This is a genomic window from Arthrobacter sp. AOP36-F1-5 (assembly GCF_058137995.1).
This window is the reverse complement of record NZ_CM176892.1, coordinates 3,449,127-3,465,300: the sequence shown is the minus strand read 5'-3', so window position 1 is coordinate 3,465,300 and position 16,174 is coordinate 3,449,127. Positions and strand designations below refer to the sequence as shown.

13 protein-coding genes and 1 pseudogene are annotated in these 16,174 nt (G+C 64.8%); 6 read left to right on the top strand and 8 right to left on the bottom strand.

The window, feature by feature from the left end; translation table 11 throughout:
* Positions 1–84 precede the first annotated feature (84 nt).
* Positions 85–630 (bottom strand): peptidylprolyl isomerase, encoded by a 546-nt coding sequence (locus AC3ZI9_RS15985; RefSeq protein ID WP_444554474.1) that lies wholly within the window; start codon positions 628–630, stop codon positions 85–87.
* Positions 631–800: 170 nt separating this feature from the next.
* Here AC3ZI9_RS15985 and AC3ZI9_RS15980 point away from each other — a divergent pair, with 170 nt between their 5' ends.
* Positions 801–1,724 (top strand): hypothetical protein, encoded by a 924-nt coding sequence (locus tag AC3ZI9_RS15980; protein ID WP_444554473.1) that lies wholly within the window; start codon positions 801–803, stop codon positions 1,722–1,724.
* Between the two features lie 70 nt (positions 1,725–1,794).
* On the opposite strand, the gene AC3ZI9_RS15975 is transcribed toward AC3ZI9_RS15980, so the two are convergent.
* The 4 genes from AC3ZI9_RS15975 to AC3ZI9_RS15960 form a co-directional block, all read right to left on the bottom strand.
* The gene (locus AC3ZI9_RS15975; protein ID WP_444554472.1) at positions 1,795–2,685 is read right to left on the bottom strand and encodes a DMT family transporter; all 891 of its coding nucleotides are present in this window, start codon (positions 2,683–2,685) and stop codon (positions 1,795–1,797) included.
* A gap of 616 nt (positions 2,686–3,301) precedes the next feature.
* Positions 3,302–4,354: a FecCD family ABC transporter permease gene (locus AC3ZI9_RS15970; protein WP_441442603.1), complete on the bottom strand. Its 1,053-nt coding sequence runs from the start codon at positions 4,352–4,354 to the stop codon at positions 3,302–3,304.
* Entirely contained in the window at positions 4,351–5,382 is a 1,032-nt protein-coding gene (locus AC3ZI9_RS15965; protein ID WP_441442604.1) for a FecCD family ABC transporter permease, read from the bottom strand. Before AC3ZI9_RS15965 ends, AC3ZI9_RS15970 begins: the two co-directional genes overlap by 4 nt.
* Positions 5,360–6,250 carry a siderophore-interacting protein gene (locus AC3ZI9_RS15960; RefSeq protein WP_441442605.1) on the bottom strand — a complete coding sequence of 297 codons (891 nt, stop codon included), beginning with the start codon at positions 6,248–6,250 and terminating at the stop codon, positions 5,360–5,362. Before AC3ZI9_RS15960 ends, AC3ZI9_RS15965 begins: the two co-directional genes overlap by 23 nt.
* 65 nt (positions 6,251–6,315) lie before the next feature.
* Here AC3ZI9_RS15960 and AC3ZI9_RS15955 point away from each other — a divergent pair, with 65 nt between their 5' ends.
* The 3 genes from AC3ZI9_RS15955 to AC3ZI9_RS15945 are packed head-to-tail and all read left to right on the top strand — an operon-like array spanning position 6,316 to position 8,930.
* On the top strand, positions 6,316–7,347 hold the full coding sequence (locus AC3ZI9_RS15955) for an ABC transporter substrate-binding protein (protein ID WP_444554471.1): 1,032 nt from the start codon (positions 6,316–6,318) through the stop codon (positions 7,345–7,347).
* Between the two features lie 58 nt (positions 7,348–7,405).
* Entirely contained in the window at positions 7,406–8,104 is a 699-nt protein-coding gene (locus tag AC3ZI9_RS15950) for a TetR/AcrR family transcriptional regulator (RefSeq protein ID WP_441356571.1), read from the top strand.
* A complete protein-coding gene (locus AC3ZI9_RS15945; RefSeq protein ID WP_441356572.1) occupies positions 8,079–8,930 on the top strand; it encodes an ABC transporter ATP-binding protein in 852 nt (283 codons plus the stop codon). The genes AC3ZI9_RS15950 and AC3ZI9_RS15945 overlap by 26 nt, the downstream gene beginning before the upstream one ends.
* Positions 8,931–9,101: 171 nt before the next feature.
* Here AC3ZI9_RS15945 and mobF read toward each other — a convergent pair whose 3' ends face one another.
* Positions 9,102–12,557: a MobF family relaxase gene (gene mobF / locus AC3ZI9_RS15940; protein WP_441442611.1), complete on the bottom strand. Its 3,456-nt coding sequence runs from the start codon at positions 12,555–12,557 to the stop codon at positions 9,102–9,104.
* A 219-nt stretch (positions 12,558–12,776) separates the two neighbouring features.
* Here mobF and AC3ZI9_RS15935 point away from each other — a divergent pair, with 219 nt between their 5' ends.
* Entirely contained in the window at positions 12,777–13,184 is a 408-nt protein-coding gene (locus tag AC3ZI9_RS15935; protein WP_441356574.1) for a RidA family protein, read from the top strand.
* A gap of 36 nt (positions 13,185–13,220) precedes the next feature.
* On the opposite strand, the gene AC3ZI9_RS15930 is transcribed toward AC3ZI9_RS15935, so the two are convergent.
* Together AC3ZI9_RS15930 and AC3ZI9_RS15925 are read right to left on the bottom strand one after the other, a co-directional pair.
* A complete protein-coding gene (locus AC3ZI9_RS15930; RefSeq protein WP_441442608.1) occupies positions 13,221–13,703 on the bottom strand; it encodes a GNAT family N-acetyltransferase in 483 nt (160 codons plus the stop codon).
* Between the two features lie 18 nt (positions 13,704–13,721).
* Positions 13,722–14,417, bottom strand: coding sequence for a hypothetical protein (locus AC3ZI9_RS15925; RefSeq protein ID WP_441356576.1), 696 nt, complete (start codon positions 14,415–14,417; stop codon positions 13,722–13,724).
* A gap of 421 nt (positions 14,418–14,838) precedes the next feature.
* Here AC3ZI9_RS15925 and AC3ZI9_RS15920 point away from each other — a divergent pair.
* Positions 14,839–15,879 (top strand): annotated as a pseudogene (locus AC3ZI9_RS15920) (recombinase family protein); the annotation flags it as partial.
* Positions 15,880–16,174: the final 295 nt, after the last annotated feature.

Sequence of the window (16,174 nt, the reverse complement as noted above, 5' to 3'; positions counted from 1 at the left end):
AAGGGCGGTCCCCGTCGGCTCCGGGGAGTCGATGGGGAACCGCCCTTGCTGTGCGGGGGATGTCCGCCGTGGCTGTTCCTGAGTCTAGAGGGCCTCGACGTCGATGCTTGAGACGACAACGTCCTCAAGCGGCTTATCGCGGCCATCGGTCGGAACCTTGTTCAGCGCGGCAGCAATTTCCCGGGATTTCTCGTCCGTCACCTCACCGAAAATGGTGTGCTTTCCCTGCAACCAGGTGGTCGGGACCGTCGTAATGAAGAACTGCGAACCGTTGGTGCCCCGGCCCATCTGCAGGCCGGCGTTGGCCATGGCGAGCTTATAGGGCTCGTTGAAGTCCAGATCGGGGTTGATCTCATCGTCGAATCGGTAGCCGGGGCCGCCGACGCCCTGGCCCAACGGGTCCCCGCCCTGGATCATGAAGTCGGAAATGATGCGGTGGAAGATCGTGCCGTCGTACAACGGGGTGCCGGTCTTCTCCTCGCCCGATTCCGGGTGGGTCCAGTCCTGCTCGCCGGTGGCGAGTCCGATGAAGTTCTTGACCGTCTTCGGGGCGTGGTTGCCGAACAGGTTGACCACGATGTCACCGTGGTTCGTGTGGATGGTGGCCTTATGCGTGGGGATTGCAGTCATGACTTCATTCTTCCACTTCCCCGCACTCATCCGTGAGCCCCCGCGGCAGGTCGACTACGCGGACAGTGAACATCGGTCCTGGACGGTAGCCTCACCCACGTCGTGAATAGCCCGTCAACCCTCCAACGCGTAGGCTAGGCGTGGATACTCCAACTACTTGGGAGGAACGTGTGAAGAAGAAGAAGCGAATGGCCCGAGATCTGCGTTGTTCGGTCAATGCCGGTACCGGGAATGCCCGTGATTGGGCAGCCCCGAAGGTAGATGCAGCCGTCAACTGGGCGGTGCCCCGGCTTGAGAAGGGCGTCGAGAATGCCTCCCCGCGCATCCAGGAGGGATTCCAGCGTGCCACCAATGAAATTGCCGGTGGTGTCGCCAAGGTGACCCCGAAGATCCAAGACGGTCTCGACAAGGTCGCTCCGCGCATCTCCCAGGCCGTCGATGACGTTTCTCCGCGGCTGCAGGAAACCCTCGACAAAGCCACCCCGGCCTTGCAGCATGCCCGCGATGTCGTGGTCAATGACTACATCCCTTCCGCAAGTGCACGTCTGGGCGATGCCGCCGGATACGCGGCGCGTCGGTTGGATGATGTCCAGGTTCCCGCTCAGGTCGAGCAGGCAGTTGCCCGGGCCACCGGTGACAAGAAGGCACTCAAGCGGGCCCAGAAGGCCGCAGTGACCGCAGCCAAGGAAGCCTCCAAGCAGCTCAAGCGCGAAAAGGCCCGTCAGAGCCGTAAGCGCGGTTTCCTGGTCTTTGGCATCATCGCCGCGGTGGTCACCGCAGGAGTGGCCGCCTGGCGTGCTTCCAAGCCCGTCGAGGATCCTTGGAAGACCCCGGTCGAGCCGGCCCCCGTCCCCGCGCCGGTTCCGGCTCCCGAGACCCAGCTGAAGACCGAGGACGTGCACACCCACGTCACCGAGGCCACGGCACAGGCCAAGGCGGAAACCGAAGAGCCGAAGGCACCGGTCGCAGCCGAGCCGACACCGAAGGCACCCGAGGCCGCAAAGGCCCCTGCCGCCGAGGAGGGCACGGACGCCCCGAAGCCGGGCCCGCGGAGCTCCGCACGCCGGCGTGCCGACGATTCGGACGATAAGTAAGCATTCATCCGAAACGCGTGAAGCGGCGGTGATCCTGAAGGATCACCGCCGCTTTTGTCTTGTCTGGTGCTCAGTCATCCTGGACGGCTGGCAGGTGCCGTAGGCTCCGCCCTTGCCCCCAGACCACTGCCAGGAGCCCGAGTAGGATCAGGATCAGCCCCAGGTACGTTCCCACCGGCGGGCTCTGACCCAGGAAGATCCCGGCCAGGATCGCCGCTCCCGGGATCTCCAGCAGGATGATCATCGAGACCACCAGTGGCCCCAAGGCCACGACCAGGTGGTTGAAGACAGTATGGCCCAGCAGTTGGGAGGCAACCGTCAGCGCGATGATCCCGACCCATCCGGCGAGCGGGAACCCGACGAGCTGTTCCCCCATGAGCACGGACATGATCAAGAGCATGGCGGCCGTCAAGGCGTAGCACACCGTCGTATAGCTTCCGGTGTCCATCGTGGCCCGGGCCTTGCTACCGGCAAGCGTGTAGGCCCCCGCAAAGGCTCCTCCGACCAATGCCAGTAGGTCTCCGAGGAGGGCTTCTGCCGACCCGTCGCCGACATCGAAACCGGTGATGACAACGACTCCGGCCAAGGACAGGGCCATGCCCCACCCGACCTGCTTGCCCAGAGCAGCTCCACGGAGTCGTTGGAAGCCGGCGATCCAGGCGGACTGCAGGCACACCAGCGCAGTAGCCGCAGCGACGGTGGTCAAACGTACCGAGGTCATGAACGTGGCGAAGTGCAGGGCCAACGCGACGGCCGCAATCAGGCAGTACTTCCATTCGCGGTGCGTGGGGAACCGCAGTCGTCCGCGGCTTTGGACCGTGGCCATCACGCCCATGGCGCCGGCACCGAGTCCGTTGCGCCAGAAGGCCATGGCCAAAGGCGGGACACTGGGCGTAGCCGCAACGAGGGGCCCGGATGCGGAGACTCCAAGGACGCCTACGAGAGCCAGCAGGAAGATCACATGACCACTCTAGGCTGCCGGGAAGAAGCCCTCGGGATGCGAGTCCACAAATGACAAGGTCCCGGGTCGATGACCCGGGACCTTGTCTTCAATATGTGGAAGCAATTGGGCGCTGCGGGAACAGGCGACCACGGGTTCAGAAGCTCGTTTCCGCATGGAATCAAAGGATTCGGGGTGACGGCGACGAGTCGGGCAAGGTTGACGACTCACTGATTGGGGCCTCGGCAGAACCAAGTAAACGACCTCGAACACGCCTCACAGGCAGCGAAGTGGACGCTATGCGAACAGCCCGTGAGCGCGGGGTGAGCGTGAAGGCGATCGCGAAGCAGTTCGGGATTCACCGGGGCACGGTGTGGGCGAAGACTCGGTAGCCGCATTGAACTCTTGCCTCCGCGTGAGCGCAGATCAGCGTTGAGAGTCACAGAACCGCAGAGGACTAACAACTTCCAGGCTGATCTTGGCGCTCAAGTAGCTCTCAGTGCATTCGAGAACGTACTTGGTGCCGCATGGTTTGTCCCGGGCGTTGGCCCCTTTCGGCAAGCGTCGCAGCCGACGACCTTGTATAGACATTGCTGGCAGCCCGCCGGGAGCGATCTGCCGCGATCTCCTAGGAGTTTCACCGTCGAAGAAGCACGAACATGAGATAGATCCCCCCGAGCACGGTGGTGACGAGACCCGCGGGTGGTCCGCCCGGGAGTGCGTGCTGAGCCAGCAGATCGGCCATCGCGAGGAGTACTGCGGCGACGAGCGTCGAAAGCGCGAGGGGCGCCTCAGAGGTACGGACGAGCGCACGCGCGATCGGTGGCGCAACCAGCGGGAGCAACCCGATTGGTCCACACAGCGCGGTCGCGATGGCCGCAAGCATCACCGAGATCACGATCAGCTGGATGCGCAGCGTGCGAGGTGCGGAACCCAGGCTCGTCGCGAGATCGTCGCCGAGCGTGTGCACCTTGATCCGCCGCACGGCAAGTGAGCTGAGCACTGATCCGACCGCGAGAGCCGCAGTAGAGAGAAATACGGTCTGCCATGTAGATGCTGCGAGAGAACCTGCACCCCAGGTGGCTGCCGTCATCGCAGACTCAAGGGAGGCGGACAGGATGATCCAGCTGTTGATACCGCCGAGCAATGCGGCGAGGGCGACGCCAGCGAGAAGGAACCTGCTGCCGCTCTGAGTACTGCGTCCACCGGAGACGGAGAAGAGAACTGCGGCAACGATCAGGGCGCCGATGAGCGCAGCGGGTGCGACGAGTTCCCACTGCGAGCCAACGTAGACCAGCAGGATCAGCACGGCGGTGTATGCGCCCCCGGAAATGCCGATGAGATCGGGGGAGGCTAGAGGGTTACGCGTGACGGTCTGCAGCAGGGCTCCGCTCAGGCCGAGGCACGCACCAACGGCGAGGGCCGTAACGCCACGCGGCATCCGCCATTCCAGGACAACAGTGTGATCGAAGCCCGTCCCCTGACCGGTGAGCACCTGCCAGAACCGATCGAGCGGGATCGCGTAGCTTCCGACGGACACAGCAAGTACCAGCGTGGTGACGCCGACAGCCGCGACGATAACGAGCGAGAGAGCCGTTCTACGACGGCGTCGGTAGACGACTTCGGATGTGGCTCGCGACGCTTCATTTCGCGGCATCGCCACAGAGGGGTGCGGATGCGGTCTCGTCATGTGAGGCTCCGGTTGCGGCGGATAATGAGTAGTAGGAACGGCGAACCGATGACTGCCACGACGATGCCCGCGGGAAGCTCTCCAGGCCAGAACGCGATTCGGCCGACCAAGTCTGCTAAGACGAGTAGCGCGCCCCCGCCAGCAGCGGCGACGAGGTGCCGCAAGGCTGCGGGGAGAGCGAGTCGTTGTGCGGTTGCCGCGGCGAGGTGAGCGCCAAGGAGCCCGACAAATCCGATCGGTCCAACTAAAGCAGTCGCTGCGGCGCTGGCGAGCGCGACAGCCAGCACGGTTGTCGCCCGCGTCGGCAGCAGGCGAGCCCCGAGTGCACGCGCGACATCATCGCCCATGAGGGTCAACTCCAGTGCACGCGAGACCGCGAGGGCTACGATGAGTGACAGACCGATGAGCATTGCCGCTGTCAAATTCGATGGCATCGCAACGCCGACCATCGACCCCGAGAGCCAACTGCGCATGCTGTCGAAGGCTTCGGGTACCGCGAGCATCAGGCCTGTGGTGATCCCGGTGAGCACCGCACCCAGTGCGACACCGAACAGGACAAGGCGCGTGGCCGAGTAGATCCTTCCGCTCAGTCCGACGGCGCTCACGAGGATGGTCGCGGTGAGCGCGCCGAGCAGCGCCCAGGCGCTCTGTGCGACGAAGTCCGCGGCCATACCGGTCGCGATGCCGAACGCGATCATCACCGTCGCTCCGGCGTTGGCGCCGAGGAGGCCGGCATCGGCCACCGGGTTGCGGGTCAGGGTCTGTAGAAGCGATGCGGCGAGGCCGAGCCCTATACCGGCGATCGCGGCAGCAAGTGTCCGGGGGAGTCGGATCTCGACGACCAAGGCCTGAGCAACGATGTCGACATCACCTCTGATCACCCCGAGGACGACCCACGGGCTGGTTGACTGACCTCCAATGAACAGCCCGGATGCCATCGCTGCGCCAAGCACCCCGATGGTGATGAGCGCCGTTGACCAGCGTCTGAGGGGCTGGGATCCTCGCTCAGTCTTGGACGTCGAAGTCATCGAGCGGCGCCATCCGGGAACTGTGCTTCAACGCTTCCTCATAACGCTGCAGTCGTGCTTCATCGACCTGGCTGCTCGTGCGACTTCGACGCCAGTAGCCGAAAACCTGGACCTCGGTTCGGTCCATGCCGCGATCATGGCGGAAGTGATCCCGAATCTGCCGCATCTCCTGATGCTCGCCGCCCGCCCAGACGGTCACGGGTTCGGCGAAGGCAGAACTGGCTTCTAGTGCAGCCGCGACAAGTCGTCCGGTGGTTCCGGGCGGCTCATCCGTAGGACGCGGCAACCAGTGGAGGGCGACGCCTTCCGGTGCTTCAAGCTCAGTGAAGACAGCTTCATCAGGCGTTTCGACCCAGGCTTCTCCTCGCACACCCGGCTGGACCCAGTCGCGGAGGATAGTTGCCAGGGCGGGAATGGCTGTTTCGTCAGCAAACATCCACGCAGGCCGCTCGGAAACGATCGCCGGGCAGAAATGCGGACGCGGGCCAAGGATTCGCACGGCGATCCCCGGCTGTGCGGCGGCGAGCCACCTCATCACCGGGCTGTCTCCCTCGTGTCGCACGATGTCGACGTCTAGCTCGCGCACCCCAGCAGATGATTCTCGATAGTCGCGCACCGTGTAGACGCGCGACACCATGGCATCACTTTTTACGTCAGGGAGCTCAAGCCGAATCGCTGGGTTCGTGACACGCCAGCGCTCTGCGTCGCCATCGTGGTCGAGGGTCGCTGTGACGCGGACGACCGACGGGGCGATCTCAGCCACTGCGGTCACCGTCATCGTCCCGTGATTGACACCGGCGCGATGGTCAGGATGGTCAAGAACTTTCTGATGGCGACCACCATAGAGCGCATTGCTCACGTTGTTCATTTCCTACTCCATGATTTATTACACTAAGGTTGCCCTTACCTTACTCCATTCGCAAAGGAACACACATGCAACGAACGCGCCGACACTCGATCACGGCTCTGGCCCTCGTCACAACGGCAACACTCGCACTCGCGGGCTGCTCCGGAACGAGCGACGCCGAGCCGGACGGCACCGGCCCTTCGGCCTCTGGCGACGCGAGCATCGTGATCGAGCACGCATACGGGACCCTCGAACTTGACAAGGCACCCGAGCGCGTGATCACCCTCGGCCTGTTGGAAACCGATGTGGCCGTTGACCTCGGAGTCACTCCGATCGCGATTGCGAAGTTCTTCGCAACCCCGGACGGCATCGCCCCGTGGCTTGCCCCCGAGCTCGACGAGGCGCCCGAGATCATCGACACCACAACGACCGGTGCCAATGGTGCCGAACTCGATGTCGAGGCGATCGCCGCTCTGGACCCTGATCTGATCATCGCAACCACCTACACACAGCTCGGCCAGTACTACGACCAACTCGCGATGATCGCTCCCGTCCTCGGCCCGTCGGACGCGAACTACCTACAGCTCCCGTGGCGCGATCAGACACGCGCCATCGGTGAGTCGCTGGGGCTACTGGAAGAGGTCAACGACCGGATCGCCGCAGTCGAGGAACAGATGGTCGAAGCTGCGGCCGAATACACAATCACCAAAGGTCACGATTACACGCTTTCACTGGGCACCCCCGACCAGATCAAGGTCATGAACGATCCCGCCGATGCGAGCGTCGAAATCATGAATGCGTTCGGCATGACCTTCAGCGAGACAGCGGCAGCCCTCCCCGGCCTCGGCGACGGATCCGGATCAGCAGGAGTGTCGGAGGAAAACGTTGCCGCGCTCGACGCGGACATCGTCATGATCGGGTTCTTCGGCGCCGACACCCAGACGTTCTGGGAGAGCTCAACGCTTTTCCAACAGCTCAACGCGGTCAAGAACGGCGGATTTATCGCGATGGATCTGTCGGCCAGCACGGCGCTGCGCAATCCTTCACCGCTGTCGATCCCGTACGTCATCGACGAGGTCATCGCAGGGAGCATCGTGCCCGCGCTCGGGGAACAATAACCGCATGGTGAGTGGGGGCACCGGCGTGCCCCCACCCTTCCCTGGAAGAATTGGCGACATGACATCCGAGCCCACGCCTGCCCGTCGTGGGCGGCCCAGAAAGATCACTCGCGAGGCGATTGCCGACGCGGGAAGGCGGCTCACCCTCCCCAAGGTGACCGTGGCCGATGTCGCGCAAGAACTCGGGGTAGCTATCCGATCGCTCTACAAGCACACGAGCGGCATCGAGGATATTCAGATCATCACCGCCGAAGCAATCTTCGCCTCTTGGGAGGCACCCGCCCCCGAAGGGCAACCGCTTGAGGAGCATCTGCTCGCCATTGCATCGTCGCTGCGGCGGCTCGCGATCGAAAACCCGGGCATCGCGGGATTCCTGCTGCGAACCTCGTCGGATATCTCTCCCGCCCTCGTCGCCGCGATGGATGCGCACCAGCGCTCTGTTGCCGAGGCTTACAGGCTCCCCCTGGTCCACAGCTCAATCCTCTTGGCGACTGTCGCTGAGCATTCGCTGGCGGTCACCGACGTCGTGCACGCCGGGGAAGGTCGACGCCGAGACCTGCGACGCATGGCCAACGATCCGCGCTTTCCCGCGTTGTCCGCGACTGCACGTGTCCTCAAGCACGAAGACGCCGAACGCCACTTCCTCTTCGGGGCGCACGCACTTATCAAGGGACTGCTCGATTCGATCACGGGCATCCCCGGCCAACCAGACCAGATCGAAACGAGACCAGATGACGACTCCAACTCGACGCCCTAAAACCTACGACCCAAAAAACCCTTCAGCGACTGGCGGGAGGCTGCGCGGCACGCAACTCACCCTCGCGTACGACCGACGTGAAATCTGCCGAGACCTGAACGTCGAAATCCCGCAGGGCAAGGTTACGGTCATCATTGGGCCGAACGCCTCGGGCAAGTCCACCGTTCTCAGGGCCCTCGCCCGCTTGATCAATCCCACGGACGGCGCGGTTCTGCTTGATGAGACCGACGTACGACGCTACGCGCCTAAGGAGTTTGCGCGGCGGCTCGGAATTCTCCCGCAGACATCGACGGCCCCCGTCGGCATCACCGTGTCAGAGTTGGTCACGCGAGGACGATTCCCCCACCAACGTGCACTGAGGACGCTAACGGAGGCGGACACCAGGGCGGTCGAGCACGCGATGGCAGCGACCCGTATCGCTGAGCTCGCTGATCGGCCCGTTGCAGAGCTCTCGGGCGGACAACGCCAGCGAGTGTGGATCGCGATGCTGCTCGCGCAGCAAGCGCCCGTCATGCTGTTGGACGAGCCGACCACGTACCTCGATGTATCCCATCAGCTCGAAGTCCTCGAACTGGTGCGAGGACTGAACCAGAACGATGGTCGCACCATCGTTCTGGTGCTGCACGATCTCAACCAGGCGGTCGTCTTTGCCGACGAGCTCATCGTCGTCAGTCAGGGACAGATCGTCGCGCGCGGCACCCCCCAGCAGGTCATGACAGGAGAACTGCTCCGCGATGTGTTCGGCATCGAGGCACGCATCCTTCACGACCCGGAACTCACAGCCCCTGTCATCGTCCCCCTCACCAGCGTCGCGAACACGCGATGACAATGAGAGCTGGTCGCGCCGTCCTTGCTCGCGGCGCGCGCCGACGGCTGCATCCGGTCGGTAGTTAGCCCCCGAGACCGGGAGATCAGCGTTGCGAACGGATTACTCGGGGTTGATAATCGCCTGCGGAAGCGCCCCAGAAGTATAAGAACACTCATGCCACGGCTCGGCTCACCGGCCCAGGCTTGGCCCACCACGGCGTGGATCGGTGGAGGCAAATCGGGAGGCGCGTAGTTGGCGCTCGCGCTCGGCAAGCATGCGGGCAGCCTCGCGCTTAGCCTCCTCCGATGCACGAGTCTGCCTAATCCGTTCGACCGCCTCGGCCGGGGTCAGCGTGCAAAGCGCATCTGCTTCGGCACGGGCGTGCTGAGCGGTGCGGGTCGCGTCTTCGACCAGGCGTGCGGGGCGCGCGTTGACGTACGCGCCGGGGTTCTGCCGCACGGTCTCTTCTCCGAAGATGCGGGCGTAGACGCCCAGGCTGGGCCACGGGTTCGGTTCCAGCGCGGCATGCAACGCCTGCGCAGCGGTCGCGTGCTGTTGCTCGGCTTCGATCACGCGCGGGTCGGCATCGATCCGGGGACGGGTGACGCGCTCGACCCACGCATTCTCCCCCTCGTTCCATCGGGGCAGATCACCCCACGCTCTCTTGAGCACCCGCTCCACGTCTCGGGCGACACCTCGCGCGGCGTCGTGTTCGGCAGTCGCGCGACGCTTCTTGAGCCTCCCCACGATCCACGCCTTCTCGTGGGCGGTCTTCTCAGCGGCATCGGCGGCTTGCCAATTGGTGAACGCTTCCCGTGCCTGCGCGGTCAGCGGCTCGGCGACCTCAGAACGTACGAGTTCAACCTGCTGCTTAGCTTCCTTGTTCGCCTGGACTACATGGTCGCGTTCGGCGCGCTGCCGCGTGTATAGGTCGTCCAGGGCTTCGGCGGCTTGCTGCCACTGTGCCGCTCGAGCCTCGGCTTGTTCGGCACGTCGAATCAGCGCAACTACTTCGGTGCTGACGAGTTTCGCGGGGCCGTCATCCACGAGACCGCGCACGGCTTCTGCTGCTTGCTGTGTGGCGTGGGGGAGTCCTCGGTCTGCGCGGTCGCGTTCGAGTGCGTCAATGAACTGCTCACGCGCGGCGGGCAGACTCTCGGCGATGATGTGTAGCTGGTTCTCGCTGGTGCCTCGGGTCATGCCGACGTACACGGCGGCTCCGCTCATCGCGTCGCTAAGGATCGTGTGCGACCCCTTGGCGGTGACGCCCTGCACCCCGTACGCGGTCGAAGCATAAGCAAGATGCGCATGCCCGGCGACATACGCGGCAGGCAGGCGCACGGAGTGCTCGCGTTTGCGGTCACTGCTTCCTTCGGCCGCCCACACGGTGCCGTCAACCTCGACGTGCTGCACGATCCACAGTTGCCGGTTCGCGACCCCCAGGATGGTGTCGTTCTTCCGCGTCTGGATCAGATCACCGCAACTAATGGGGAGGCCGTCGCTGCCTGTCATAGGCGCGGCGTCGTCCACGGCCCCAGCACCTGCGCGTTGGTCGCGGATGTGCTCGTTCAGGCGGGCGGCTTCGTCGTTGGTGGCGACCGTGACCGCCTCCCCATCCTTCCGGTTGCGGGCGATGTGCTCGTGCAGGTGCTCGGCGTCGGCGTGTAGGCGGATCAGGCCGAGCGCGGCAAGTTGGTCGAAGACCTTGCCGGGATCGTTCCGTTCCCGCAACCGCACCGACAGTTCGGCGTAGGCGGGATCGGTGAAGCGGTGGACTTCGGCCATGTCGATGGTGCGGCCGCGAATCTGCGCGGCCATATCGAGCACCCCGCCTCTGCCGACGGCTGGCAGTTGCGCCCGGTCACCCACAAGCGCAACCGTCGCGCCCGACTCGGCGGCAACGGTGAACAGGGCGATGGCACTGTCCTGGTCGAGCATGCCCGCCTCGTCCACGACAATCCGCTCACCCGCTCGGAGGCATGCCGCATCGGGTGGGCCGGTATAGGTGCGTCCGGTCTCAGGATCGGTGTCGCCGGGTTCCAGGCGTGTCCATACGCCATCGGCGTTCCAGCGGTAGCCATGCGCGTGGACGAGCGCCGCCACCGAATCCGCAGGAACCCCGAGCGTCTGGTGTGCGACGTCGGCGGCCTTCTTCGTCGGCGCAACCACCCGCGTTGCTCGACTTTCCCGCTCGGCAGCTTGGATGGCCGTGGCAAGCATGGTCGTCTTCCCACTGCCCGCTGCCCCTTCCACGACCACCAGCGGATCAGCCGATGCGAGTGCTGCTGCCGCTTCCGTCTGCCCGACGTCGAGGCCGGCGGCCTGCGCCAACTGGCGCACGTCCGGCACTGCCGGCTCGATCTTGGGTATGCGGGCGGTGAGGAGGTCGCGCAGTTCGGTTTCGGCTTGCATGACGCGCACGCTCGTCAGATGCGCCACATGCTCCAGCGCAGGCTTGTCCGGTGGGAGGATCGAGAAGCAATCCTCCAACGCCAACCGCGACGCCGCCGTGATGAACTCTCGTATCTCGGCAGGAGATGCTTGCACGCCGTACTGGGTCATGATCCGCGCCGCGTGCTCAGTCACCGTGTGCGCCGTCCACGCGGAACTGGAAGCGGCGCAACGATCCAGCGCGCGGGATGCAACCTCCTGCACACTCAACTCGTCCAATCGCACCGATGCGCGCGGCGCTGGCCGTTGCAATGTTGCGGGGTCGTATCCGGCCTCGCGCAGCTCCGTCACCCAGCCGGTTTCCTCGGCGAGGGAGGTGGGTTTCTTCGCAGGCCGCTGGTAGGCCCATGCTTCGGCTTGCAGCCGGGTGGCGACGACCGGCCCCATGCTTTCGCCGGGGTGCGCGTGATCCCATTCGGTTTCGAGGCGTTCGAGGTTCTCGCCTACTTGCTTGCCGCGCTTCGACATGAGCGCGTTGAACGGCTGCAACTGGGCCACCTCGCCGGTCACGGGGTCGAGAGTCAGGCCGTGCCGGTCAAGCACAGCATGCAGTTCGGGGCTGGCGGCGATCACCGCGGTGCCCAGGGCGCGGATCGCGCTCTGCTGCTTGAACAGCGCGGCGGTGAACAGGCCCCGCCATTTCCCGGCCGCCCATACCCTTGTGCCGATCTGCATGTGAATGTGCCGGTGCGGATCACCCGCTCTGCTCGTTCTGTGGGTGATGCCGACGACGTGCATCTGCTCGACGGGCACGACCTCCTGCGCCCCCAGCGACCCCACGCGAGTCACGGAGTGGAGGGCGAGCCAGCGCCGAATCTCCGCCAAAGCGTCCTGCTGGGCGGCATCGAGAGCGTCGGAGACCTCCGGGTGCAGAGCGGCGGCGATCGACAGCGACTTGGGCGTGTTGATGACCATCTCCATGAACCGGGGCGACGCCTTGCGATCCGACCCCGCACCCCGAGGTCTTCCCATCGACTCACCCGTGAGCGGGTTCACCCAGTCCACCCACCCCGCATACGCGGCAGGGTCAAGGGCCAGCTCAGCGGTCACCGCGCCCGATCCGTCGAGCGCCGCGAACTGCGCGACGGTCGTCTCCGCGCCGAGGTAGTAGTCGTCGGCGCGGGAGCGGTCGGACTCGACATAGCGCAGCGCATCAGCCCCGGTGCCCCGGAACGGGATCACGCCGCCATGCATCCCGACCACCGCCCTTCCGCCGCCTCATTGGGCATCTAGCGTATCAGCAACTACGGCACTTAGGATACGTTCATTCTGAGATTGGGGCGAGAGAATGGGTGCTGGGGTGGAAGGCGGGGTACATAGGTGGCGCGTGCGGAGCGTGCTCGGCAAGGTCGGCGGCACGGGGTCAGGTGGCGCGGACATGACGGCGGCGACTGTCCTGAGAGAATGAGGGGCATGCCGAGTTCCGTTCAGTTGATCCGAGCTTCCGACCTCTCAGACGTCGCCGAGTACGCGTATGCGGCCACAGCACCGAAGGACTCTCGGTTGATCTTCCTCGCCGGATCGTGCCCGCTTGACGAGCACGGTACCACCGTCGCGGTCGGCGATTACGCGGGCCAGGCTGCCGCATGTATCGAAACGATGAAGCGTGCTCTCGCCGCTTCTGGCGCGACGATCCAGGATGTCATCAGCACTCGCGTGCTGGTCGCATCTTCTTCGCAGAGCAATCTTGTTACGGCCTGGGAGGTCGTGCGCGATGCCTTCGGAGAACACGACGTGCCGAGCACGTTGATGGGCGTGACGGTGTTGGGCTACGACGACCAGCTGGTCGAGATCGAAGCGGTTGCCGCCGTCATTGACTGACTGCGAAGCCCGCCGGTAGGTGGCGAAAAGCTTGCGTCAGAGTTCCATGAGCAGGCAGCCCGGCACACCGTTCGGGGCAGGTCGGAAGCCGTGCCGGGCGTAGAGTCTCGCGGCGGGGTTGCCGTCCTCGACGGAGAGGCTGATCGCCGCGACGCCACGGGATCGAGCTGTCTCGGAGATTCGATGCAGGAGCAGTCCACCAATGCCTTGGCCTCGATGCGCGGCGCTGACCCAGATGCTCAGCTCCGGGATGGTGTCCGCGACGAATCCGTAGCCGGGGTCTTGGGCGGTGAAGTAACGTAGCCAGACCACTGCGACGACCATTCTGTCGGCGTCCTCAGAGACGAGGCCGAAGTCCTCATCTCTTGGCCACTCGTCGTAGTAGTGGCGGAACTGCGGGGTGTCCTCGACCTCACGCATGGTGAAACGCGGGCCGTTCCAGTTCAGGTTGTCGAGCGTCGCCCGCGCGAGCAGCCCACGGTCTGCCGCCGTCGCTTCTCTCACGAAATCAAAGGTCATGCTCTGCGTTTCGTCCAACTATCCCGCGCGTCCGCGTCGTCCAGGCGGGAGCAACCCCTTCGAGCGGGCGCGGGCGACCCAGCCTTGTGCGGTGGAGAGGGGTACGCGGCTGATTTCTGCCATCTTCGCGGTCGGGTTTGTCTCCCCGTCGTCTACGAGGCGGGTGTGTTGGAGGGCGACGACTTCGTAGAAGTCCGCGATCCGCTTCGGGTTCCCCAACGGCTGCATGACCTCTGAGGAGTGGAGAATGCGACCCGAGGGCATGGTGAGTGTGCCGCCCTCGAAGCGGGTGGCTCCGGTGACGGTGAACTGGCGGCGGTTGATCGCCGCCTCAATCCGGGAGGTCGGCAAGTTCCGAAGGATCGGGCTGGCCACCGGGTCGCCCGCCAGCTCGGGCAGGTAGACGATCCCCGTGATCCGCACTTCACCCATTGGCTCTTGGTGCATGAGGTATTGGCGTTGCAGGCGTAGCAGCACGCGGGTACGGGACTGGGTGTGCTCGATGAGGAACCAGCGACCGTCGCGACCATCGTTATACCCGCTCAGGTTCCCGTCCGACCCCGGCGTGGGGTATGTCCGCTTGTCGTACTTGAGCGCGGCATCGATGGCTACCGAGTCGGCAGAAGAGGCGATCACGGGAGGATCAGGCATCACCCAGCCTGCTGGCAGGTCTTCGGGGACCAGCAGCGGCATGTCCTCCACGTCTTGACTCATGCCTCTGATCGTAGTGGAACCACCACTTCATCTCAAACAATGGCCGTTACGCGAGGAGTGTGCTACCTTGGTTCTGGCGTATCTGCTTTTGTATGAGATTGGTGGTGAGTGGCCTGACCCCAGCCCCGACCCGTGAGCGCCCACCACACGCGGCGCAAAGCCGGGCTGCGCTCGGGGCAGGGGCGGGGAGCGATCCGGGGCAGCTCCGTCTCCGCACGATCCGCCGTGCCGAACCCGACATGGGGAAGCTCGTGGAGTGGGTGCTGAACATCACCCAGGCGCGTTGGGAGGCTTACCGGGCCGGGGAACCTGACCCTTACGACCTCCCGATGCCTGCGAATCTGAGCCTGATGTCAGATGCGCGCGGCAGAGTAGAAGAGCATGAAGAACCCGAGCTGTTGCACCGACGAAAGAGCACCGCATGACCACCACCGCTCCCACAGTCATCCCGACCAACGCGCAAGCGGACGATCGGCCGGTGCTGCTGGCTGTGTCCTATCTCCGCGTCTCGACCCGTGAGCAGGCTGAGCGGGGCGGAACCGAGGAGGGGTTCTCGATCCCCGCGCAGCGAGAGGCCAACGCGAGGAAGGCCAACGAACTGGGCGCGCGGGTTGTGCGGGAGTTCGTGGATGCCGGGGAGTCTGCGAGGTCTGCGGATCGGGATGGGTTGCAGGAGATGTTGGCGTTCATCGCCGCCACCCGGATCACGTTCTGCATCGTCCACAAGCTCGACCGGCTCGCCCGCAACCGTTCGGACGATGTGAAAATCCACGAAGCACTCATAGGCGCAGGCGTCACCCTGGTGTCGGCGACCGAGAGCATCGATCAGACGCCGTCGGGGATGCTCGTGCACGGCATCATGTCGAGTATTGCGGAGTTCTACAGCCGCAACCTCGCCACCGAAGTCACCAAGGGCCTCACCCAGAAGGTCGCCCAGGGCGGCACCCCGATGCGCGCCCCCATCGGCTATTTGAACGTCCGCAAGACGGACGACAACGGGCGGGAGGTTCGCACGGTCGAGGTCGATCCCGAACGAGCACCGCTCATCACCTGGGCGTTCGAGCACTACGCCGAAGGCGAGACCTCCGTCACCGGCCTCCTCCGCGACCTCACCGCACGGGGGCTACTCACGGTGCCGACGCCGAAGCGTCCGTCGAAGCCGTTGGGGAAGAACACGCTCTACAAGCTCCTGACGAACCCGTACTACGCGGGAGTGATCCGCTACAAAGGTGCGCTGCATCCGGGCGCGCATGATCCCATCGTGGAGCCTGCGCTGTTCGACAAGGTGCAGTCGCTGCTCCGGGCGCGGACGGCGAAGATGACCCGGCACGTCCAGCACGCCCACCACCTCAAGGGCCTGCTGCACTGCGGCACCTGTGGGTCGCGGATGCTGCTCGACTTCGCCACCAACCCACGCGGTGTCACCTACGCCTACTTCATCTGCTCCGGCCGCGCTGCGAAGAAGACGACCTGTACCAGACGCGCGGTTCCCGTCGCGGTCGCGGAACGTCTCGTCGCGGACTCCTACGCGAGCATCACGATTAGTGACACCACCTACCAACGAATCGCGGCCGACGTTGATGCGGCATTCGACAAGCGCAACACCAGCCAAGACCAGAAACTTGCCGATCTGACGGCGAACCGAGCCAGGTTGGAATCCGAGTCCGACAAGCTCCTCGCCGCGCACTTCGCCGACGCCATCGACCTCGACACGTTGAAAAGGCACCAAGACCGCATCCGCGCGGGCCTCGCCGATG

Coding starts and splice junctions, on each gene's coding strand:
- mobF (WP_441442611.1), bottom strand. CDS start 12,557: ATGCATGGCGGCGTGATCCCGTTCCGGGGCACCGGGGCTGATGCGCTG.
- AC3ZI9_RS15925 (WP_441356576.1), bottom strand. CDS start 14,417: ATGAGTCAAGACGTGGAGGACATGCCGCTGCTGGTCCCCGAAGACCTG.
- AC3ZI9_RS15950 (WP_441356571.1), top strand. CDS start 7,406: ATGACATCCGAGCCCACGCCTGCCCGTCGTGGGCGGCCCAGAAAGATC.
- AC3ZI9_RS15945 (WP_441356572.1), top strand. CDS start 8,079: ATGACGACTCCAACTCGACGCCCTAAAACCTACGACCCAAAAAACCCT.
- AC3ZI9_RS15935 (WP_441356574.1), top strand. CDS start 12,777: ATGCCGAGTTCCGTTCAGTTGATCCGAGCTTCCGACCTCTCAGACGTC.
- AC3ZI9_RS15965 (WP_441442604.1), bottom strand. CDS start 5,382: ATGACTTCGACGTCCAAGACTGAGCGAGGATCCCAGCCCCTCAGACGC.
- AC3ZI9_RS15970 (WP_441442603.1), bottom strand. CDS start 4,354: ATGACGAGACCGCATCCGCACCCCTCTGTGGCGATGCCGCGAAATGAA.
- AC3ZI9_RS15960 (WP_441442605.1), bottom strand. CDS start 6,250: ATGAACAACGTGAGCAATGCGCTCTATGGTGGTCGCCATCAGAAAGTT.
- AC3ZI9_RS15985 (WP_444554474.1), bottom strand. CDS start 630: ATGACTGCAATCCCCACGCATAAGGCCACCATCCACACGAACCACGGT.
- AC3ZI9_RS15930 (WP_441442608.1), bottom strand. CDS start 13,703: ATGACCTTTGATTTCGTGAGAGAAGCGACGGCGGCAGACCGTGGGCTG.
- AC3ZI9_RS15955 (WP_444554471.1), top strand. CDS start 6,316: ATGCAACGAACGCGCCGACACTCGATCACGGCTCTGGCCCTCGTCACA.